Source organism: Lacibacter cauensis, from assembly GCF_007830055.1.
Classification (GTDB): domain Bacteria; phylum Bacteroidota; class Bacteroidia; order Chitinophagales; family Chitinophagaceae; genus Lacibacter; species Lacibacter cauensis.
This window is the reverse complement of sequence record NZ_VLLE01000002.1, coordinates 1,222,277-1,240,540: the sequence shown is the minus strand read 5'-3', so window position 1 is coordinate 1,240,540 and position 18,264 is coordinate 1,222,277. Positions and strand designations below refer to the sequence as shown.

The following is an 18,264-nucleotide window of genomic DNA, read 5'->3' as shown; positions in this document are numbered from 1 at the left end:
TAACACCTTGAAATGAATGTAACTGAAGCAACTATAAGAAACAAAACGATCTTCCGAAAAAAATAACTTTATGAAAATCGGTATTGACATTGAGTTTTATGAGCCAAACTTGCCCAATGAAGTGAGAGAAGGACTACTTTTTATAGACCAGGACGGTAAAGATTATTTTGAATATAACGGCAGTATGAAAGACTGGATTAAGTCTTACAAAGTTATTTACGCTACCGCAGTTGCCACAAATGAAAAGTACACTTTTATTAACTGTTATTTTAGCCAATCTTCTTCAAGTAGATGCAAGTTTGTTATTAATGAATTATATGAGGGGGATTTTGTCAGTGAGGCGACTGAAAAAAACTGTATTGAAGCCGAGGTGCGGATTACAGGACTTACGAACTGGATTAACCACCCAAGGATAAAGCCTGAAATAACTTTCTCCACTTCGGAACAAAGCAAAGTAATACTTAAAGAGTTTTTCACCAGAACCTTCCAAATTTCAGAGCACACCCAGCTTGAACTATGTGAATTTTGTGGTGAAAATTACAGTCGCAATCAAACCATTCTCCAAAATCTCAGTTTTGTAAAATTAAAAAATAGTAAGCCAACCAGCCGGTTGGAAATGTATCACATTGCAACGGCTTTTTCCAAGCTTCTTTCTTTGTTTTCTGATGATGTGCCAAGGTTTACTTATTTGCAATTTTCTTTCACTAGTAAAAAACAGGTTATTTCTCTGAGTACAAAAGGAGTTACAGAACCTGATAATAATGACACATTGCTTAGTTATGATAAATTGGAATTGTATTGGCCAAAAATTCTTGAAACATATTATAGTAAAAGAGACAAATATGTTAAAGTGATTGACTTGCTGATTGCGAGTATAAAAAACAATACTGCTGAAATTTCATTTCTGAATATCACCACAGCATTCGAAGTTTTTCACAAATATTTTTATGAGAAGGAAAATGAAGCACTTCGTAAAGTATTGCTGAGCGAATTATCAGAAGTTGGTTTAGTAAATCGACCCACTAAAAGATGGGAGCAAATAATCAGATACCATCATCTTTTTAAGATTATTGAAGGTATAGATTTCTTTAAACAAAACTTTCAGAACCCTTTAAAAACAATTGACCTGATCAGGGAATCTAGAAATTACTATACACATTATCATGAAACAGAGAAAGAGATATGGACACCTAACAGACTTCTTTATGCAAACAAAGCTCTTCGGCAACTTTTAAAAGGTGTCATTCTGAAAGAGTTGCAATTACCTGATCACCTTATCAATAAGCTCTTAAGTAATCGAGCTGCAGTATTTTACCAGGATTATGAGAATAATGAATACTCTTTGCACTTTACAGGAGCTGCTTCAGCTAAGAGATCATTATAACGCAATTCAAGAACTATAACCTGATTTACCATGCTTTATTCATTTTCCCTGAGCGGCTCCGGCACTGCGGTTATTGGGCTTGTTTTAGATAGAGCCAATTTTACATTACCTATAAAATCTGTAATTCCATCAAATAACAGATACAAGACAACTATCCCGATAAAAGTGATTTCCAAGTTTGAAAAATCAACGAAAACCTTTTTTATATTACGAAGTTGAAGAAATAGCCCTTTAGCAAGCGATAATGAACAAACTAATGTTAAAGGGTTGGAGATAAAAGACCATACTTCTTCAACAGGCACTTTAAATTGGCTAAATGTCATTGGTCTCGAAAATGCCAATTGCTTATACTTGATTTTAGAAAGAATAGCGGCGGCAAACGATAGGATACCTGCAACAATTTGTGTCCATTCTGAAGAAAGGAACAGCTCTACTCCTTTAAGAAGTTGCTTATTATACATAATAGCCAGAAGAACACAAGCAATAAGGCCTATAAAGTAAAGCGTGTATTTTATATCAATTTTCTTAAACATTACGCTCTGCTATTGTTAAAAATGATTACTCTTTCATTTTCTGTAGTATCTGACCCATTTCCAAGCAGGCCGCCCAATGCTCCACCAATAAGTATTCCAACAGGCCCGCCAAGAATACCAATTAGACCACCTACAACTACTCCTGTTGAAGTATTGTCATCGGAGGCCTCTGCATATACCTGGTTAACATTATAAACCTTCCCCATGATCTGGAATTGTCGACTTCCGAGATGCCTGAACAGCTCCTCCCGTGTACCTGCTGTAACATTCAGGTGAATTTTTTGGCCGTTTCGATCTTTTACATACAGTTTCATACAAAAGGTTGCATAATTTTTTTAGCAATATCATCTTCGATTTCAGCATTCTTACCCCAATCTATTAATTGAAAGGTAAAGGATGACTTAGACGAGATTACAATAGTTGTATTTTGACCGGATTCGGTGAGGGAAATTTCAACATTGTTGCCAAAGGAAAGTAAGGATGTATTTAATGATCCTTTAAGAAAATTTTTCTCCTGACATTCTTCTTCAATATCAATTTCGCAGGAAGTTAAAGCGGTTTTGCAAATATCAAATGCGGTAGTTTTAGGTATGGGCAAGGATAATTCTTTCATAGTCTAATGTTAGAAATTTCAATTGTTATAGATAGGCTAGGGCTTTATTGTCATTCATTTTTTTAGCAGTATTCATTACACTTGCATTACGCAAATGAGAATTTTCAGGTACAGTCAATTTATAAGGTCTGTTAAATGCTTCTTGGGAAACCTTATAATATTCTGCAAGCTTGCGAATTACATCTTTGGATAGTCCTTTTTTGTAGTTAAGGATGTCAGATACATAACCTTTGCTGTGATCTAATAACTCCGCCAAGTCTTTTGCTTTCATGTTATGGTCTTCCATGAGAGATTGAAGTAATTGTATAGGATTGAGTTCGTCAAAAGTATTATGCTCGGCATCCCACTTTTCAATTAATAAGGTAAGTAAGGCAATCTCGTCTTTTGTATTACGATCTTTTGAACCGGAAAAAATAAGCTCTTCCAATGCATTGCTATACTCTTTGTATTGCGTCTTACTTGTGATGACTTTATATTTCAGTGTTGTCATGATTACTATTTTAATAAATACTAACTGTGTATTGCTTATTACTGTCGCAAAGTTTATCATACTCTGCATGTGTTCCTATCCAACAAACAAAAAGATGCACCTGTTTATCTCCAAAGGCATACTTACAAATCATCCGGTAATTATTGCCTCCAATGTCAAAGACTACTCTGTTTGAACTTTTTCCCAATAAATCTGCACTGGGAAAAGTGTTTTGTATATCCGTTGGTTTTTCCCAATCTGCATATTTGATTTTTGACAACCAATCACCAAATGGCAGTTTGCTTTGTGGGTTATGCCGGACAAATTCCTCAATTGTTTCTTTTCGAATCAGGTGAACTTTCATATCAAAGATAAGATTAATTATTGAAAAGTTCTCAAAATGAGAACTTTTTCACATTTTGAGAACCCTCTTATAAATCAATAGTTTACGAATATAGGAATTCATGGCATTAGTAGTTTCACCTTCCCGTTTGTTACTTTATCAAACAAGGTTTCGTTGGATTTGTGATCGTACATGAATGGTAAAAACATCTGCAAGGGTTTGGCCTGACCGAGAAGGATCATGCTGCATTGAATTTCGGTCCAGTTGGAAAGAATCTGCCAGGCTGTTTTGTTTGCCTGGGCCTGCAGTGTTGCTTTGGTATCGGGACGGGGACGTTTAACATCTTTCCAAAGTACCAGGAAACATTCTTCGGTTTGTGCTTTTAGGTGAAAGGGTAAGGTTTGCTGCAGTTGTTGATCGAAGAGCAGAAAGGTGATGCCGGTGCAGACTTTGTTTGCGTATTGCTTGTTTATGTTGGTTGCTCCTATCTCAACAAGTAGCTCTTCAATACGTGCCATGGATTTACTTGCTTCCACGTTTGAAGTATAGTTCTTAATGTTCATTGGTTTGATTTTTTTGTGATTGAAAATGTTTTATTACTGCTATTCGTTTTGCCAGTTCCATTACATTGGGCAAATCTTTTTGTACGATTGGATTGTTTGGGTTATTTGTTAAGTAGGCTTGCCAGATTTGCCCTATTGAATATTGATTGGTTCCTTCAATGTCTTTGATGCGTTGTTGTTTTGCCTGTTCTATTGTTTGATCATCGAGTAAAAGGTTTAGTTGTTCGAAATGCTGTGTTGTGATGTGCTGAAAGATTTTCTTACCGCCTAAAAAGCTTTCATAGAGAAACTGTACTTCTCTTTCTATGTCATTGCTTGTTTGCTCTGGTATGTTTTCTTGCTTTGGTTTCTTTTTAATGTTGAGCATCCACTTGTGAGCAAGTGCCTGCCAATCTTTAATCTTTAGTTTGTCGGTGAGCATCCAGTTCTTGCCCTGGTTGTAGAGGAAGAATTTTTTTGCTTCATCAGGTGGGTATGATTGCAGATGAAAGAACTCTTCGACTTGGTTTAGCGATGGCATATTTCGACTGCGCTCAATATTGCCATCGTTACGCCCTTCGACTTCGCTCAGGACTTTGCTCGATACGTGTACTGATTTTGGGACACGACGGCGGGCATTCTTTTCTTTTGCTACTTCATCTCCTTTCAAAAGAACTACATGTGTGTTGCACACTGTTTTTTGTTTAGTACTGTTTGGTTTTATAATGTGTACCGATTTTGGGACTGGTGCAGTATCATTATCGGTACTGGCCGGTACTGATTTTGGGACACTACCGGTATCATTTTCAGTACCGAAGAGATCAAGCTGTTTGTAACGACTGGGCAGTTCTGGTTGAACATCCAAGGGAATGATGCTGATACGGACAAGATGAAACTTGTTGACGGATGGATGATAGAAAATGTATTTGGCTTCATGCAGTTCTTTGATGCATTTGTGATAGGTATTCTTGCTGCCGATCTTTGATAGCTGCATGATGTTGTCACGGTAGATCGAAAAGGGATTGTGAAAGCGATTGAAGTTCCAGTACTGGAATAAAGCCATATAAAGGCTCACATGCGAAGATGTAAGCCTTTGATCACTACGAACAAGCGCAAAGAAGGCGTTGAGGTGCCTTACATAGTTCATGATGCTGAATGGTCAATGGTGAGTGGTGAATTGGGTTTACCTGCATTGAACATCCTCACTGAATAACATGGTAACAAGTGTTTCCATGTCGGGAATGTTTTTATAAACTGCTTTTGTTGTTTACGTTTTTTCTTTTCGGCAATAGAAAGAGCAGGCTTGCATTTGCATTTCTGCTTTTTGGTATGGTTGCGGCCACGGTAGATGGAATGGTTCATGGTTGATAGTTCATGGTTCATGGAGAATGCAATCGTGAATCGTGAATGGCTAATCCTTCAACGCTTCGACAGGCTCAGGGTGCTCAGGACTTGTTATCGACGGAGGGGCTTTTTGTTTTTGGCCATGAGTGCAAGGATGTCATCGTGATCGAAGAACATGAGGCCGCCGATTTTGGAACCAATGAGTATTTCGTTTTCCTGCATGTTTTGCAATGTACCGGGTGAGATACCGAGCAGCTCCCGGACTTCATAGGACTTTAGCCATTTCTTGGGCTTATTGGGAGCCTCCTGCAGAAGTGCCTTGATGTCGGTAAGTAGTTCTGATTTGAATTGCTGGAGGTCTTCTTTGGTTAGAATGTTTACTGCCATGTGGTGAAATTTTATGACAGCAAAAAGAGAAGGATGTTTGCAGATTTCAAAACTGCAAGGCTTGTACAAGTTGCATGAAATGCAATACCGTTAATGGTTTTAGTAATAAATTTATGTCTGTAAAAAGTCAGATTTATAGACACATAAATTAAAGACGACGCAATGAGTGAAATTATAGATGTTACATTAACGCCGCACGAATCTTATCTGGATTTGTATAAGGACTTTTATGAAAAATACGAGTTGCTTGATATGGTTTTTCCAGAGGACCCAAGGTTTAGCAAGAAAAACCTTAAGCCAAAAGCAAATAGGCAATGTCGATTCTGTGGATTAAAATTCCCAGAGGTCAGTTTTAAAAGTTACTCGCATTTGTTATCTGAACTTATTGGCAATAAGGATTTGTTTACCGACTTCGAGTGCGACATCTGTAATAACAAGTTTAGTAAACTGGAAAATGACCTTGCCAGTTTCCTGGGCATTTCAAGAACAATTCAACGAGTATCTTCAAAAAAAGGAGTACCGGGATTTAAGTCTGCTGGGAAGAAATTAAAAGCGAAATCTAAAAGTTATTTGGGAAATGACTTTGTGGTAATTTCCACTGATGATTTTGAGAATAACGTTATTGATGTTTCTGATAGAGAAAAAGGAATTATTAATGTAAAGTATATTAAGAACCCATATACGCCACTATCTGTGTACAAAGTATTATTGAAATGGGGCTTGTCATTGTTTAATGAAAAACTGCTCCCTTTTTATAAATATGCGTTCATGTTTTTAAATAATGCTGTTGATTTAAAAGGTGCAGCCGTGTATGGATACCGTTTGCCTTTCCATGCAAACCTACTGCCCCGGGCATATATTTTTCAAAAACGTGACTTGACGAGCAGCAACTTTACACATGTGATTGCCTTTGGTTTTCAGAATTATTTTATATGCATTCCTATGCCCCTTTGTGCAAATGATTTTAAACTTAATGGCACAGAAGTAAAGCTGGCAGCATGTCCGCCTTTGTTTACACAATTTGAACCTTACAGCAATGCTGAAGTCGCACCATTTATTGAACAAATGGAGAGTAATTTACAAGTGAAAGATGTTGAGGAATCATTTTTCTTCCAAATAGACCCTGAACAGTTAAGCAGGTCTGCTGCGTATGATTATAATACAGATACACATTTAGAAGGAGTATATAAACCTGAGAAATTGAAGGCTCTTGTTTTTATGCGAGATGGAATCGAGTTTGGCAAAGATGAGATAAGAGATTTTGTGCAAAGTATATTGGAAGATCAGTAGTTTAAAACAAGAAACCTTACGATTATTAATCAATAAGAATATATAATGTCATATCATTTCGTATTTGGAAGCTATGTAGCATCTCATTTATTAATCAGAATAAGAATACCAGATCCAATTAACAACATTAAGGAACTGAGTATAGCAGATCAAAGGGTATTTGTTCATGAGTATATTCACTTTCTTCAAAACATTAGCGGTGGATTTGGAGTAGCACATATTTGGAGTACATATGATCAATTGAGGCAGTTGGTTTATGAACAACAAAAGACTAACGGCGATATTGAAATACCAGTACGAAGTGACAATGCAAATACGCAACGATTTTTTATGAGGTCGCTAACGGCTATTGCCGGTGACAAATATTTGCCGGAGGCCATTGACGATGGTAGTGCAAAGGTTGTTCACATAAGCTTGAAACCAGACGAGAGCTACGATAAACTTGTACCTAATTCTGGTATGCGATTTCTTAAGCTCAAAATCAAGGATGATAAAAACAACGAGGCGGATTATTTATTTGGTGATACGGCTGTTACAGAAACGATGGCCTACTTAATTGAGAAGAAATTCTTTGGAGAAGATACGATTAACAATTTCCCATACCGGGCCTGTCAGAAGGTAGGAGAATACTTAGGCTCAAATCTTGTGGATAACGATGAGTATTTGTTCGCTCTTTGTGATGTTGCAATACTTTCAAGTTACCCAGGAAGAATGTTTTATCAAGTTCTTTTGAAAATGCATCAAGAAGAATTTGTGCCGAGTAAGGCTGAAGAGATTTACGAATTTGGTATTAATTATCTGTATGATAATGGTTGGAGAGTGTGGGATGATTTTAAATCCAGTAAGGATGGAGCGATGATTGTTTTTAATGATTTAATTCAAAGCCCCTTTTTTAAAAATACTGTTGAATGGTTTAAGTATGTTATAGAATCAGGATTTGTTTCAAGATATAACAACCCTTATTTTATGTTGCAACTCTATCGAGAAAACGACCCCTATTCGGGAATGTGGGAAAATGCGATGAAGCAATTTGGCACTCCTCAAATTCATAATTACCATGAGCATCGGTTCTTCAGACCACCACATGAGTTACAGGAGCTGCAAGATATTGAGCCACTCTACTTACTTGCATTACAACAAATAAATAATACTTTGATGTATGGCAAAACAGAATGTGGGTTAGTTAAATGTTGTGGAAATTCATTTAATGGGAATACTGATGATAGATGCTCAACTTCTCCATGGGTTAGGGCAAAGGATGAAAAAACTTGTGCTTACGGTAGTCTTTGGAAATTGTATGGGTTTTCAGATCGAGCAGTAATAGTCGAAGAAGCGAAATAGTTTAATTAGCGAAAAGGCTTTTGCTCTGAAGTGCTTTTAGAAAGTATTCAAATTCATCTGACCATTTATCCTTGTCACTATCAACATCTTCTAATGCTGTCATATATCGGAGTTTGAGCAAATAAATAAATCCTTTAAAAAATCTTTCAAGTGTGTTTGACATCATACCGAATTGTGTGCAGAATTCGAGGATTATTTTGGCTTGAACTATGTCTTTGGAAAACATATATTTCTCCCAAAAACTATGAATAAATTCATTTCTCATTTGCACATAAACATCAAGATCATTTACCAACACCAATTTGGGATTCAGTTTGAGTTGATTGAAAACAGTCCCCAAGGTTGGTTTCTTTAGTTTTTTAAATTTCCGTGATTCGTCTAAAAAGTCTTTGGTATTGAACCCCTTAAAGTCGTCATTAAATTCAATTAAAAAACTTACCAGTGCTTTCGTCATATGTTCAACTCTTTGTGCTGAAATAAGTGCTTTTCCTATGGCATGATATGCTTGTTCCTCGATAGTCATGATCGAAAGATAGAAATGAAAATGATAATTTTAGGTGATTAATTTGTAATCAGTAGTTCAATAACTCAGACTGTGGTAATTCAAGCCCATCTGCAAGGGCTAAGATGGTGGTGAGTGCAAGATTTACTTTTCCTTTTTCAATACGTTGTACCTGGCTATATTCTAAACCGGAACGGGCGGCCAGCTCTCGTATGCTGATGTCTTTATCCTCCCGAAGCTTCTTCAGGTGATTAGCAAACTTTAAGAGTTGTTTTTCCTTGCCCGTCATTGATGGCCAAGGTCATTTGTTTCTGAATATCTAATGACGTATGAACATACTTCATTGTAAAATTTCGATTAACTTTGACCCCTATTCAACAAAATAGGTCCTGTATTTGTATGTTTAACTTGGCTATGGATCAAAGGCAAAATGATTTCCTGAACAAAAAAGTGGAATCACTTACACTGAACAGTGACTTGATAGAGTTATTGACTTTCCATGGCTATCATACATTGGGGGATGTGCTGGAGAAAGAAGTTAGTTATCTCCGTAACAGGAACGGATTAACGCTGCATGATGAACTGGAGCTGTATAAGATAGTGAACGAATATGGCTTAATGGAGTTGTGGAAAGGATAATGGAAAAGGCACAAGATACAAGGTGCAAGAAAAAATCCAAGGTCCAAAAAACAAAATCCAAAGGAAGGCAAGCAGTGAGTGGTGAACGTGCAAGTATCGCCTTCGACTCCCGCTTTGCGGGACAGGTTCGCTCAGCACACGCTTATTCAGGATTTATTTACTTTACGTTTTGTAGTGATTTTTTCTTTTTGTTTCTGGACAACTTCTGATTTTATTTTCTGCAGGTGATTGATGAGTAAGAATAATTTATCGTGCAAGGAGTTGATTGTTGAAAGATCTATGTTGTAAAACAGGTTGTAGAGGTTCTTTGGCGAAATGTTGTGCTGGGTTGATGTGTGTGCAATTTTTGCAAAGTCATCAATCATCGGACGAATTTTTTTATTGCTGATCAAGCCTGCTTCGTGTTCTATGCGTTTGAATAATGCGAGTTCTTCGATGCTGTAATTGTACCAGATGCCTTTGTTGTAAACATCCTGGTTAAAGTTGGCAGGTGTAATGAAACCTATGGTATGTGTTTTCTCCTGGTATTTTATTTCCCGTGCCAACCAATCTTTCAGATCTTCTTTTACTGATTTCGATAAAGGACGTAGCGTTGCCCCTGGACGTACGTGCAACTGACTTATCTGCTTGTAGAAAAATGAAAGTCGTTCTATCCTTGCTTTTGGATCAACCAAGCCAGCTGCATTTTCACAAATGAAATCGACGAGATAATCTTTAAACTCTGTTGTATTGAAATCTAAATAAATGAGCAGGGTTGTTATAGGAGGACATTGGTTTGCAATACGCTTTGTATGCTTCAGATTACTGATGCCTATTAACAGATCGTTCAGGTACCGCATTTTTCGGTACGAGATGGTTGGTTGTATTGTTGAATCAGTAATGTTGTAGAGGTATGCCAGCAGCATATCGATCAAAGATTTGTCTGTTTTTAACTTTGAAAGTTTTTGTTTGATGTTTTTTATTTCATTGCTCCATTTGCTTTGTAATAAGGACCATTCATGGTCGGGTATTTTGTGATCGTAGTTTACATATTGCGGAAAGCAGGTTTGCAGTTCTTCTAAGGTTTCACTACAGGAAATGTACAGGGATTTGTAAACTTTGGAAAGCTGTGTATCGCCGGGGAGTACAGAAAAGGTTTCATTTATGCCAGGCATCAGGAAGTGTGTGAGTGTATCGAGCAAATGAATTAAGGCTGATATGTGTTGGCGTATAAACAGTTGCCGGTGTTTCTCTTTTTCTAAACTATAAGCAACCGGTTTAATGCGTTTCCGGAACCTATTGTTTTCATCGTGTGCCAGTTGTCCAATTATTATCAATTGCTTTTCGAGTTCGGGTGTTGTTGTTTCATGCAGCCAGTGTTTCGGATGAAGGTTTTCTGAAATCATTGTATCTAACGACTCCAATTCGTAAGGTAGCGCCATAGTGTTTTTTTCTCTATCTACTTTCACCTCAACTGAAAGAAGAATAGCAGTGATTTAAATGTCATAAGCAGCATTTATTTTCATTGTGCCCGAAAGGTAGCGGGTGCTCTGAAAAAAATGTCAATATAGTATAACGTTGGTAACCAGTTTTTGTACTTGATAATTTGTACGCCTGTACAATGAATTTGATTTTAATGCAGCTACCGATGTTTATTAACAGTCTTGAAATTGATGTAGTTTGACAGATTATCTTTTAATTTGATAATTTTATATTCACTTGCAGTGAGCAAGTTCTGCCAAAAGCCACTAAACTTATACATGAGGATACTAACCGGGGATACGGAGTTACTTGATGCATTGAAGCAAGGTGAAAGCCATGCATTCACTGAGGTGTATGGTATGTTCTATAAACCCCTGTGTTACTTTGCTGAAAAAATCACCGGTAACAGTTCTCATGCGGAAGATATTGCGACAGAAAGTTTTGTAAAACTGTTGCAAAAAAATCCTGACTTTGAAACGTTACCACATTTAAAATCTTTTCTCTACACAACAACAAAGAATGCCTGCTATGATCTGCTTCGCATGCAAAAGCGGCATGAGCAAACTCATTCAGAAATTAAGTATCTCGCTGATATAAGTGAGGAAGAAACAGAACAGGCCGTTATCATGGCTGAAGTATTACAGGCTATATATGAAGCCATTGATCAGCTGCCTGACAAGTATAAAACCGTACTTAAACTGGCATTGATCGAAGGAATGAATAATGATGAAATTGTGGTACAAACCGGCATGGCTTACCAAACGGTGCGGAATCACAAATCTGAAGCAACCAAATTGTTACGCATTTCACTGTTTAAAAATGGAAGCATCAGTTCTGTTGTGCTTTTCTGCAGTCTTCTTTATATTGGTGAGAAGCTGCAATAGAAACTGCCCGAAATAACCTGCCAAACCGGTTCTGATTTTTTTTTGATCCGACAAAGTACAAACCCGTATTTGAAACGTTCTATTTAAAGCGGCCATTACTTTTTGATTATTTTTCTGTAAAGTTTTGACCATCCTTTTGTTAAATATCATACATGCAGGATAGATTATTTTATATCAGTGAGCTTATTGGCAAAGAGTTGAACGGAACCATTACTGTTGAAGAAGCCGCTGTATTAAATGAATGGATCAACAGTTCTGTTGCCAACAAAACGTTGTTTGATCAATTGCATAACGATGCATTTGTAAAACAACAACTTGAAAAATTTGACCGCTACGATTTAGAGAAGAACAGGGCGTATTTGATGGAAAAGCTGGAGGAAAGGGTGAATGGTGAATCCGTCGACTGGCGCTCAGGACCAATGGTGAATAGTACCCCTTCGACTATCGCTCAGGGTACAAAAAATATTCAACTGTGGAAACGGATTGCGGTGGCGGCGAGTGTGGTTGGGTTGGTGTTTATTGGGTATTGGTTAATGAAAGGCAAGACTACAGACGACGGACCAAAGACCATAATCGTGCAGACAAATGATGTGAAAGCACCAGATAAGAACCGTGCACAAATTACACTTGCAGACGGAACAACAGTTTATTTGGATAGTGCAGAGAATGGACAGCTTGCTAATCTGAACGGAGTCGTTGTTAAGAAAACAGATGAAGGAAGAATAGAATACAATGGGCAATTGACAACAGGCAATGAGCAAATGGTTTATAATACCTTAATGAATCCAAGAGGAAGTAAGGTGATCGATATTACATTAGCAGATGGGTCTCGGGTATGGTTAAATGCAGGAAGCTCTGTTACCTATCCCGTAGCATTTGTTGGATTGGAACGTAAAGTGAACATAACAGGTGAGGCTTATTTTGAAGTAGCTCACAATTCTGCCAAGCCATTTATTGTAGCCAAAGGAGATTTAAATGTAACGGTTTTGGGCACACATTTTAATGTGAACGCCTACGATGATGATCGTGAGATTAAGGTGACGTTGCTAGAAGGCAAAGTGAAAACTTCAATTGGTCCTTCGACAGGCTCAGGAGGTGAATGGGCAATGCTAAATCCTGGAGAACAGGCGCAGATTAGAAAAAATATCAGCATTGTTAAGGGAGTAAATGTTGAAGCTGTAATGGCGTGGAAAAATGGAATGTTCAGTTTTGATAATGCAGACTTGCGGACTGTAATGAATCAGATTGCAAGATGGTATGACGTAGAAATAGTTTATGAAGGTTCATTACCTAATGAAGAATTTAATGGGGGGACATCACGACAGGAAAATGTATCTGCCCTGTTGAAAGTGTTAGAGGCAACGGGTAAGATAAAATTCAGGTTGGAAGGGAAGAAAGTGTTTGTAAGGAAATAGTTTATATATGGCTGAAAGTCGGTAAGACAGAAAAGACAGAAGATACAGATGATAGCTGGTAGAAATTAGTAGCATTAGGGATGCTAACTTGCCTGGGGAATATCCTTAGCTTGAGTTAAGCGATTTTAACCCATTGATCATAAATAACCTTTGAAGAATACTCTGAAAAGTTAACTGAAAAAAAACTGTAGTTCTTTTGCCGCTTATGGCGGTACACTGGTTGGTTCAAATGAAAACCGCTCCGGATTAGGCCCCGAAGCGGTGAGTTGGTTGAGCTGATCCCATAAATGACAATTGCGAAACTGCTTATTATTTCATCAACCCAAACAATGCAAAGTTATGCGAAAGGTTCTTTGTATCCATTCCCCAAAGGGGTTTAACCCAACCCACCTGTCTTCAGGGCAGGCATGGAAAATTATGCGACTTATAACTATTTTTTTATTTGCAGCCTGCATGCAAGTATGTGCCAAAGGCTACACCCAAACTGTAAGCCTGCAGGAACGTAATGCCAAGTTGGAAGATGTATTTCATCTTTTAAAAAAGCAAACCGGACTGCCTGTTTTATATACCCGAAGCATGCTGAAAAACAGTAAGCCTGTAACGGTTAACTTGAAAAATGTTTCACTGCAACAGGCATTAAATGAAATACTGAAAGACCAGGGGCTTGATTACAGCATCGTAAGCAACACCATTGTAATTAAAGTAAAGGAAGCGTCTTCTTCAAAGCAAACAATCCCAAACGAAAAAGTAGAAACAATAATTGATGTAAATGGCCGAGTCACTGATAGTGAAGGTAGCCCTCTCGTTGGGGCCTCAGTAAAAGTAAAAGGAACTACCAACGGTACCACTACCGATGCCAGTGGAGTATTTCTGTTAAAAGGAGTAGATGAAAATGCAATTCTGCTGTTTAGTTATGCAGAACATGAATCGGTGGAATTGAAATTAGGAGGAAGAACCAATGTAACGGTGGTGTTAAAAAGTAGTGAAGCTGAATTAAAAGAAGTGGTTATAAACAAAGGCTACTATACAGAAAAGCAAAAGTATTCTGTAAGTAGTGTAGGTAGAGTTACGTCCAAAGAGATTGAAAGGCAACCTGTATCGAATCCCTTGGCAACTTTAATTGGTAGAGTACCGGGTTTAGTTGTCTCACAACAATCAGGCGTACCTGGTTCTTCATTTAATGTACAGATACGTGGTAGAAATTCAATTGCCCAGGGCTCGCAACCGTTAATTTTAATTGATGGTATTCCTTTCGCTGCAGGTAATGAGAATATGCAATTGATCAATTCTGCAATTAATAATACACTCCAGGGAAGCGGTCTTAGTCCCTTTAATGCTTTAAGTCCTAATGATATCGAGAGCATTGAGGTTTTAAAAGATGCCGATGCAACTGCAATCTATGGTAGCCGTGGGGCAAATGGGGTACTGCTAATTACAACCAAAAAAAGTCGCATAGGTAAAACTAGAGTAACCGCAAACTTTAACTCGGGCATGGCAAAGGTAGGTAATCTGTTGCCTTTGATGAATACACAACAGTATATAGCTATGCGTAATGAGGCTCTAGCAAATGCAGGAACTCCAGCTTCAACAAGCAATGCTCCTGACCTGTTAGTTTACGACCAAACTCGATATAAAGATTATCAAAAAGAATTCTTAGGAGGAATCGGTCATGTAACCAATGCTGGATTATCAATCTCAGGTGGGAATATTAGTACACAATTTTTATTAAGTGGGAACTATTACAGGGAAACAAGCATATTTCCAAATGATTTACCAAATCAACGTGGCAGCTTGTTAACTAACTTAAGCCATAAATCAACGGATAATAAACTCAGTATTAATTTCTCCGGAGGTTTTACAAGTGTGGAAAATAGGTCCGCATCAAGTGATCTTACTTTATACACGTTCATGAGTCCCAATAGTCCTGATTTTTTTGACACTAATGGGAAATTGCAGTATGTATATAATGGCGTCCAGTTTGAAAATCCTTATTCGTATTTACGAGAAAAATATAAAGTACGAACCAACAACCTAACCAGTAACTTAACATTAGCATATACAATATGGAAGACGCTGACCGCAAAAGTGTTGATGGGATATAACCAACAATTCACTGATGAACAGAAATTGTCACCTGCAGATGCAAAAACTCCTACAAGCACTATCCAAGGACATTCAGGTCTATTTGGAAAGAATCAATATAATAGTTGGAATATTGAGCCCCAGCTAGAGTATAGTACAAATCTGTGGAAGGGAAAGTTTTCGGTATTGTTAGGAACGACATTTCTTTCAAAAGTTAATAGTAGTACATCAATAGATGCCCAAGGGTTCAGTAGTGAGGCTTTATTGGAAAGTCTTGATGCGGCAACATTGATCGATGCAACAAGCACTTTGACCAAATACCGCTATCAAGCTGCTTTCGGTAGATTGAATTACAATATTGCCGACAAGTATATTGTAAATGCAACGGGGCGACGTGATGGAAGTAGTCGATTTGGCCCAGGAAAACAGTTTTCAAATTTTGGTGCAATTGGAGCGGCCTGGATATTTTCTGAAGAGAAATTTATTAGTAATAAGTTTAACTTTTTAAGTTTTGGAAAGCTAAGAGGGAGTTATGGTGTTACTGGCAATGATCAAATAGGGGATTATCAGTTTGTAGAAACATGGCGCCCTGCGAGTTTTAGTTATGTTAATGATCCTACATTAGTTCCAAATAATTTAAGTAATCCGGATTATGCCTGGGAACGTAACAATAAGCTGGAAGCTGGATTAGATCTCGGTTTTTTAAAAGACCGGATAGTTTTAGCCGCATCGTATTATCGTAACAGAAGCGGAAATCAATTGATTAATTACAGGCTGCCCTATATAACTGGCTTCTCAAGTGTGATCACGAATTTTCCTGCTGTAGTACAAAATCAAGGTTGGGAATTTTTATTGGAGACAACCCCAATACAGTCGAAAAAATTGCGTTGGAATAGTGTATTTAATTTGACTGTACCTAAAAATACATTGTTATCTTTTCCTAATATTAATACCTCCACTTACAGGAGTCTATACGTTGTTGGTCAGTCTCTGAATTCAATCTATTTATATAGATCCTTGGGAGTTGATCCGACAACCGGCCAGATCTCATATGTAGATGTAAATGGAAATAATGCTGTTGATATAGAAGATAGGCAGATCAACGGACGCACGGATCCACGATTCTATGGAGGATGGCAAAACACTTTGACATATGCCGGAATAGAACTACAGTGCTTCTTTGATTTTAAAAGCCAAACCGGAAGAAATCCATATTATTTTCTATACGGACTTATATTACCCGCAGGTTCGCAAAAGAATCAACCCCTGTTAATTGATGATAGATGGAGAAAGCCGGGAGACGTATCTGATCTGCCAAGGATTACATCAGCATTCCCAGGAACGATTGGCAGCAACAGATCACAGAGCAGCTTCGTTTATAGTGATCAATCTTTCATACGCCTTCGTAATGTGTCATTAGCATATACTTTTCCAAAGAATCTTTTGACAAAGATCGGTGCTACGTCGGCAAGGGTATATATGCAAGGTCAAAACCTTATGACCTTTAATCGTACCAAAGGCTACGATCCTGAAACTCAAAACATATTAGTAATGCCGACACTGCAATCTTATTCAGTGGGTATCCAAATAACTTATTAATTATGAAAAATAGATATTCATGCATATTGTTTCTGACGATTGCATCATACTTCGTCAGTTGTAAAAAGTTTGTTCAAGTTGGGCCTCCTTCAAATCAAGTAGCAAGCAGCACCGTTTTTCTTACAGCGGAAACCGCAACTGCTGCAATCAATGGAATGTATAGTGCTATGTCCAGCACGAGCCTTAATTTCGCAGCTGGTGGCCCAACTGTATATTTGGGCTTATATTCAGATGAGTTAGCAACCGTTACGACAACTGCTAACATTTTGGAATTTGCGGATAGCAAGCTCTCGCCAGCGAATTCTATTGTCTACAATAATTTTTGGAGATTTCCTTATCAATACATTTATCAAGCTAATAGTTGTATCGCTGGATTGCAAGAGTCCCCAATACCCAATACTTTGCGTTCACAGCTTTTAGGCGAGTCTTATTTTATAAGAGCATTTTGTTATTGGCAATTGGTAAGCATGTTTGGCGATGTGCCATTGGTGGTGAGCTCAAGTGATTTTGACAGTAACTCTAAAATGGAAAGAACAACTTCAAATGAAGTAATGAAACAGATATTAAGTGACCTTGCACAAGCAAAATCTCTTTTAAGTACTTCATATCCAACATCAGGAAGATATAGGCCTAATTATTATACTGCATTAGCGCTATTATCCCGTATTCATACTTATTTGGGTAATTGGAACGAAGTTTTGAATAATAGTAATGAGATAATTGCCCAATCAAGTACTTATTTATTAGAAGCTGATTTAAGTAAAGTGTTTCTTATTGGCAGCAATGAAGCAATTTGGCAGACCAGTGCAGGGCAGTCAACTACAGACACATATGAAGGGTTCACATTTGTGCCTGCGACTAGTACGACAATACGGCCCAGTTATTTAGTACGGACTACATTATATGATGCTTTTACAGCTCTTGATAAGAGGAAAGCCAATTGGATTGCTTCGAAAGTAGTGTCAGGCACTACTTATAGATATCCTTTTAAATATAAAGTTCGAATAGGTACAGGAACTAAGGTGGAGACTCAAATGATGATCAGGCTGGCTGAGATTTATCTCAATAGAGCTGAAGCTAAAGCAAAACTCGGAGACGCAACTGCTATTGATGACCTCAATAAAATCAGAACTCGTGCAGGGTTATCTATTTTAACATCATTGAATGGTCAGGCACTAGTAGATGCCATTATACAAGAAAGACGTTTGGAGCTATTCGCCGAATGGGGACTTAGATATTTTGATCTTAAACGAATTGGTCAACTTGACGCAACACTTGCGCCAATAAAAAGTGGGTGGGTTATAACAGGATCTTTGTTCCCTATTCCGTTGACTGAAATGTTGGCAGCCCCAAATCTCACACAAAATCCCGGATATAATTAGGCTTTAGAAGTTTTTCACAGTAAATAAATAAAGCAATGAAGTGACATCGAAAGG

At 37.7% G+C, this 18,264-nt stretch carries 20 protein-coding genes; 9 read left to right on the top strand and 11 right to left on the bottom strand.

What is annotated here, in order from left to right:
• The first annotated feature begins 70 nt into the window (after positions 1–70).
• Complete coding sequence (locus IQ13_RS05075; protein WP_144884961.1) at positions 71–1,384, top strand: HEPN domain-containing protein; 1,314 nt, start codon at positions 71–73, stop codon at positions 1,382–1,384.
• A gap of 35 nt (positions 1,385–1,419) precedes the next feature.
• On the opposite strand, the gene IQ13_RS05070 is transcribed toward IQ13_RS05075, so the two are convergent.
• The 7 genes from IQ13_RS05070 to IQ13_RS05045 all read right to left on the bottom strand — a co-directional run bounded on the left by IQ13_RS05070 (position 1,420) and on the right by IQ13_RS05045 (position 4,749).
• Positions 1,420–1,917: a hypothetical protein gene (locus IQ13_RS05070; RefSeq protein WP_144884960.1), complete on the bottom strand. Its 498-nt coding sequence runs from the start codon at positions 1,915–1,917 to the stop codon at positions 1,420–1,422.
• A complete protein-coding gene (locus IQ13_RS21335; RefSeq protein ID WP_158637316.1) occupies positions 1,917–2,231 on the bottom strand; it encodes a hypothetical protein in 315 nt (104 codons plus the stop codon). Before IQ13_RS21335 ends, IQ13_RS05070 begins: the two co-directional genes overlap by 1 nt.
• The gene (locus IQ13_RS05065) at positions 2,228–2,530 is read right to left on the bottom strand and encodes a hypothetical protein (RefSeq protein WP_144884959.1); all 303 of its coding nucleotides are present in this window, start codon (positions 2,528–2,530) and stop codon (positions 2,228–2,230) included. Before IQ13_RS05065 ends, IQ13_RS21335 begins: the two co-directional genes overlap by 4 nt.
• A gap of 25 nt (positions 2,531–2,555) precedes the next feature.
• Complete coding sequence (locus IQ13_RS05060; RefSeq protein WP_144884958.1) at positions 2,556–3,020, bottom strand: helix-turn-helix domain-containing protein; 465 nt, start codon at positions 3,018–3,020, stop codon at positions 2,556–2,558.
• 10 nt (positions 3,021–3,030) lie between these two features.
• Entirely contained in the window at positions 3,031–3,363 is a 333-nt protein-coding gene (locus IQ13_RS05055; RefSeq protein WP_144884957.1) for a type II toxin-antitoxin system HigB family toxin, read from the bottom strand.
• A gap of 98 nt (positions 3,364–3,461) precedes the next feature.
• Positions 3,462–3,905 carry a hypothetical protein gene (locus IQ13_RS05050; protein ID WP_144884956.1) on the bottom strand — a complete coding sequence of 148 codons (444 nt, stop codon included), beginning with the start codon at positions 3,903–3,905 and terminating at the stop codon, positions 3,462–3,464.
• Positions 3,895–4,749, bottom strand: a complete 855-nt coding sequence (locus IQ13_RS05045; RefSeq protein WP_144884955.1) for a hypothetical protein — start codon at positions 4,747–4,749, stop codon at positions 3,895–3,897. The genes IQ13_RS05050 and IQ13_RS05045 overlap by 11 nt, the downstream gene beginning before the upstream one ends.
• Positions 4,750–4,959: 210 nt before the next feature.
• Here IQ13_RS05045 and IQ13_RS21330 point away from each other — a divergent pair, with 210 nt between their 5' ends.
• Positions 4,960–5,097, top strand: coding sequence for a hypothetical protein (locus IQ13_RS21330; RefSeq protein ID WP_158637315.1), 138 nt, complete (start codon positions 4,960–4,962; stop codon positions 5,095–5,097).
• Between the two features lie 242 nt (positions 5,098–5,339).
• Here the strand turns inward: IQ13_RS21330 and IQ13_RS05040 are convergent, their stop codons facing one another.
• The gene (locus tag IQ13_RS05040) at positions 5,340–5,615 is read right to left on the bottom strand and encodes a helix-turn-helix domain-containing protein (protein ID WP_144884954.1); all 276 of its coding nucleotides are present in this window, start codon (positions 5,613–5,615) and stop codon (positions 5,340–5,342) included.
• 162 nt (positions 5,616–5,777) lie between these two features.
• On the opposite strand from IQ13_RS05040, the gene IQ13_RS05035 reads away from it, so the two are divergent.
• Together IQ13_RS05035 and IQ13_RS05030 are read left to right on the top strand one after the other, a co-directional pair.
• Entirely contained in the window at positions 5,778–6,905 is a 1,128-nt protein-coding gene (locus IQ13_RS05035) for a hypothetical protein (RefSeq protein ID WP_144884953.1), read from the top strand.
• Between the two features lie 45 nt (positions 6,906–6,950).
• Positions 6,951–8,246: a hypothetical protein gene (locus IQ13_RS05030; RefSeq protein WP_144884952.1), complete on the top strand. Its 1,296-nt coding sequence runs from the start codon at positions 6,951–6,953 to the stop codon at positions 8,244–8,246.
• A gap of 1 nt (position 8,247) precedes the next feature.
• Here the strand turns inward: IQ13_RS05030 and IQ13_RS05025 are convergent, their stop codons facing one another.
• The gene (locus tag IQ13_RS05025; protein WP_144884951.1) at positions 8,248–8,769 is read right to left on the bottom strand and encodes a hypothetical protein; all 522 of its coding nucleotides are present in this window, start codon (positions 8,767–8,769) and stop codon (positions 8,248–8,250) included.
• 49 nt (positions 8,770–8,818) lie between these two features.
• The gene (locus IQ13_RS05020) at positions 8,819–9,037 is read right to left on the bottom strand and encodes a helix-turn-helix domain-containing protein (RefSeq protein ID WP_144884950.1); all 219 of its coding nucleotides are present in this window, start codon (positions 9,035–9,037) and stop codon (positions 8,819–8,821) included.
• Between the two features lie 125 nt (positions 9,038–9,162).
• Here IQ13_RS05020 and IQ13_RS05015 point away from each other — a divergent pair, with 125 nt between their 5' ends.
• Positions 9,163–9,387, top strand: a complete 225-nt coding sequence (locus tag IQ13_RS05015; RefSeq protein ID WP_144884949.1) for a hypothetical protein — start codon at positions 9,163–9,165, stop codon at positions 9,385–9,387.
• Positions 9,388–9,533: 146 nt separating this feature from the next.
• On the opposite strand, the gene IQ13_RS05010 is transcribed toward IQ13_RS05015, so the two are convergent.
• On the bottom strand, positions 9,534–10,808 hold the full coding sequence (locus IQ13_RS05010) for a hypothetical protein (RefSeq protein WP_144884948.1): 1,275 nt from the start codon (positions 10,806–10,808) through the stop codon (positions 9,534–9,536).
• Between the two features lie 318 nt (positions 10,809–11,126).
• Between IQ13_RS05010 and IQ13_RS05005 the strand changes: the two genes are divergently transcribed.
• The 4 genes from IQ13_RS05005 to IQ13_RS04990 all read left to right on the top strand — a co-directional run bounded on the left by IQ13_RS05005 (position 11,127) and on the right by IQ13_RS04990 (position 18,210).
• Positions 11,127–11,732 carry an RNA polymerase sigma factor gene (locus IQ13_RS05005; RefSeq protein WP_144884947.1) on the top strand — a complete coding sequence of 202 codons (606 nt, stop codon included), beginning with the start codon at positions 11,127–11,129 and terminating at the stop codon, positions 11,730–11,732.
• A 152-nt stretch (positions 11,733–11,884) separates the two neighbouring features.
• Positions 11,885–13,147: a FecR family protein gene (locus tag IQ13_RS05000; RefSeq protein ID WP_144884946.1), complete on the top strand. Its 1,263-nt coding sequence runs from the start codon at positions 11,885–11,887 to the stop codon at positions 13,145–13,147.
• 339 nt (positions 13,148–13,486) lie between these two features.
• Entirely contained in the window at positions 13,487–16,828 is a 3,342-nt protein-coding gene (locus tag IQ13_RS04995; RefSeq protein ID WP_144884945.1) for a SusC/RagA family TonB-linked outer membrane protein, read from the top strand.
• A 2-nt stretch (positions 16,829–16,830) separates the two neighbouring features.
• Entirely contained in the window at positions 16,831–18,210 is a 1,380-nt protein-coding gene (locus tag IQ13_RS04990) for a RagB/SusD family nutrient uptake outer membrane protein (RefSeq protein WP_144884944.1), read from the top strand.
• Positions 18,211–18,264 lie beyond the last annotated feature (54 nt).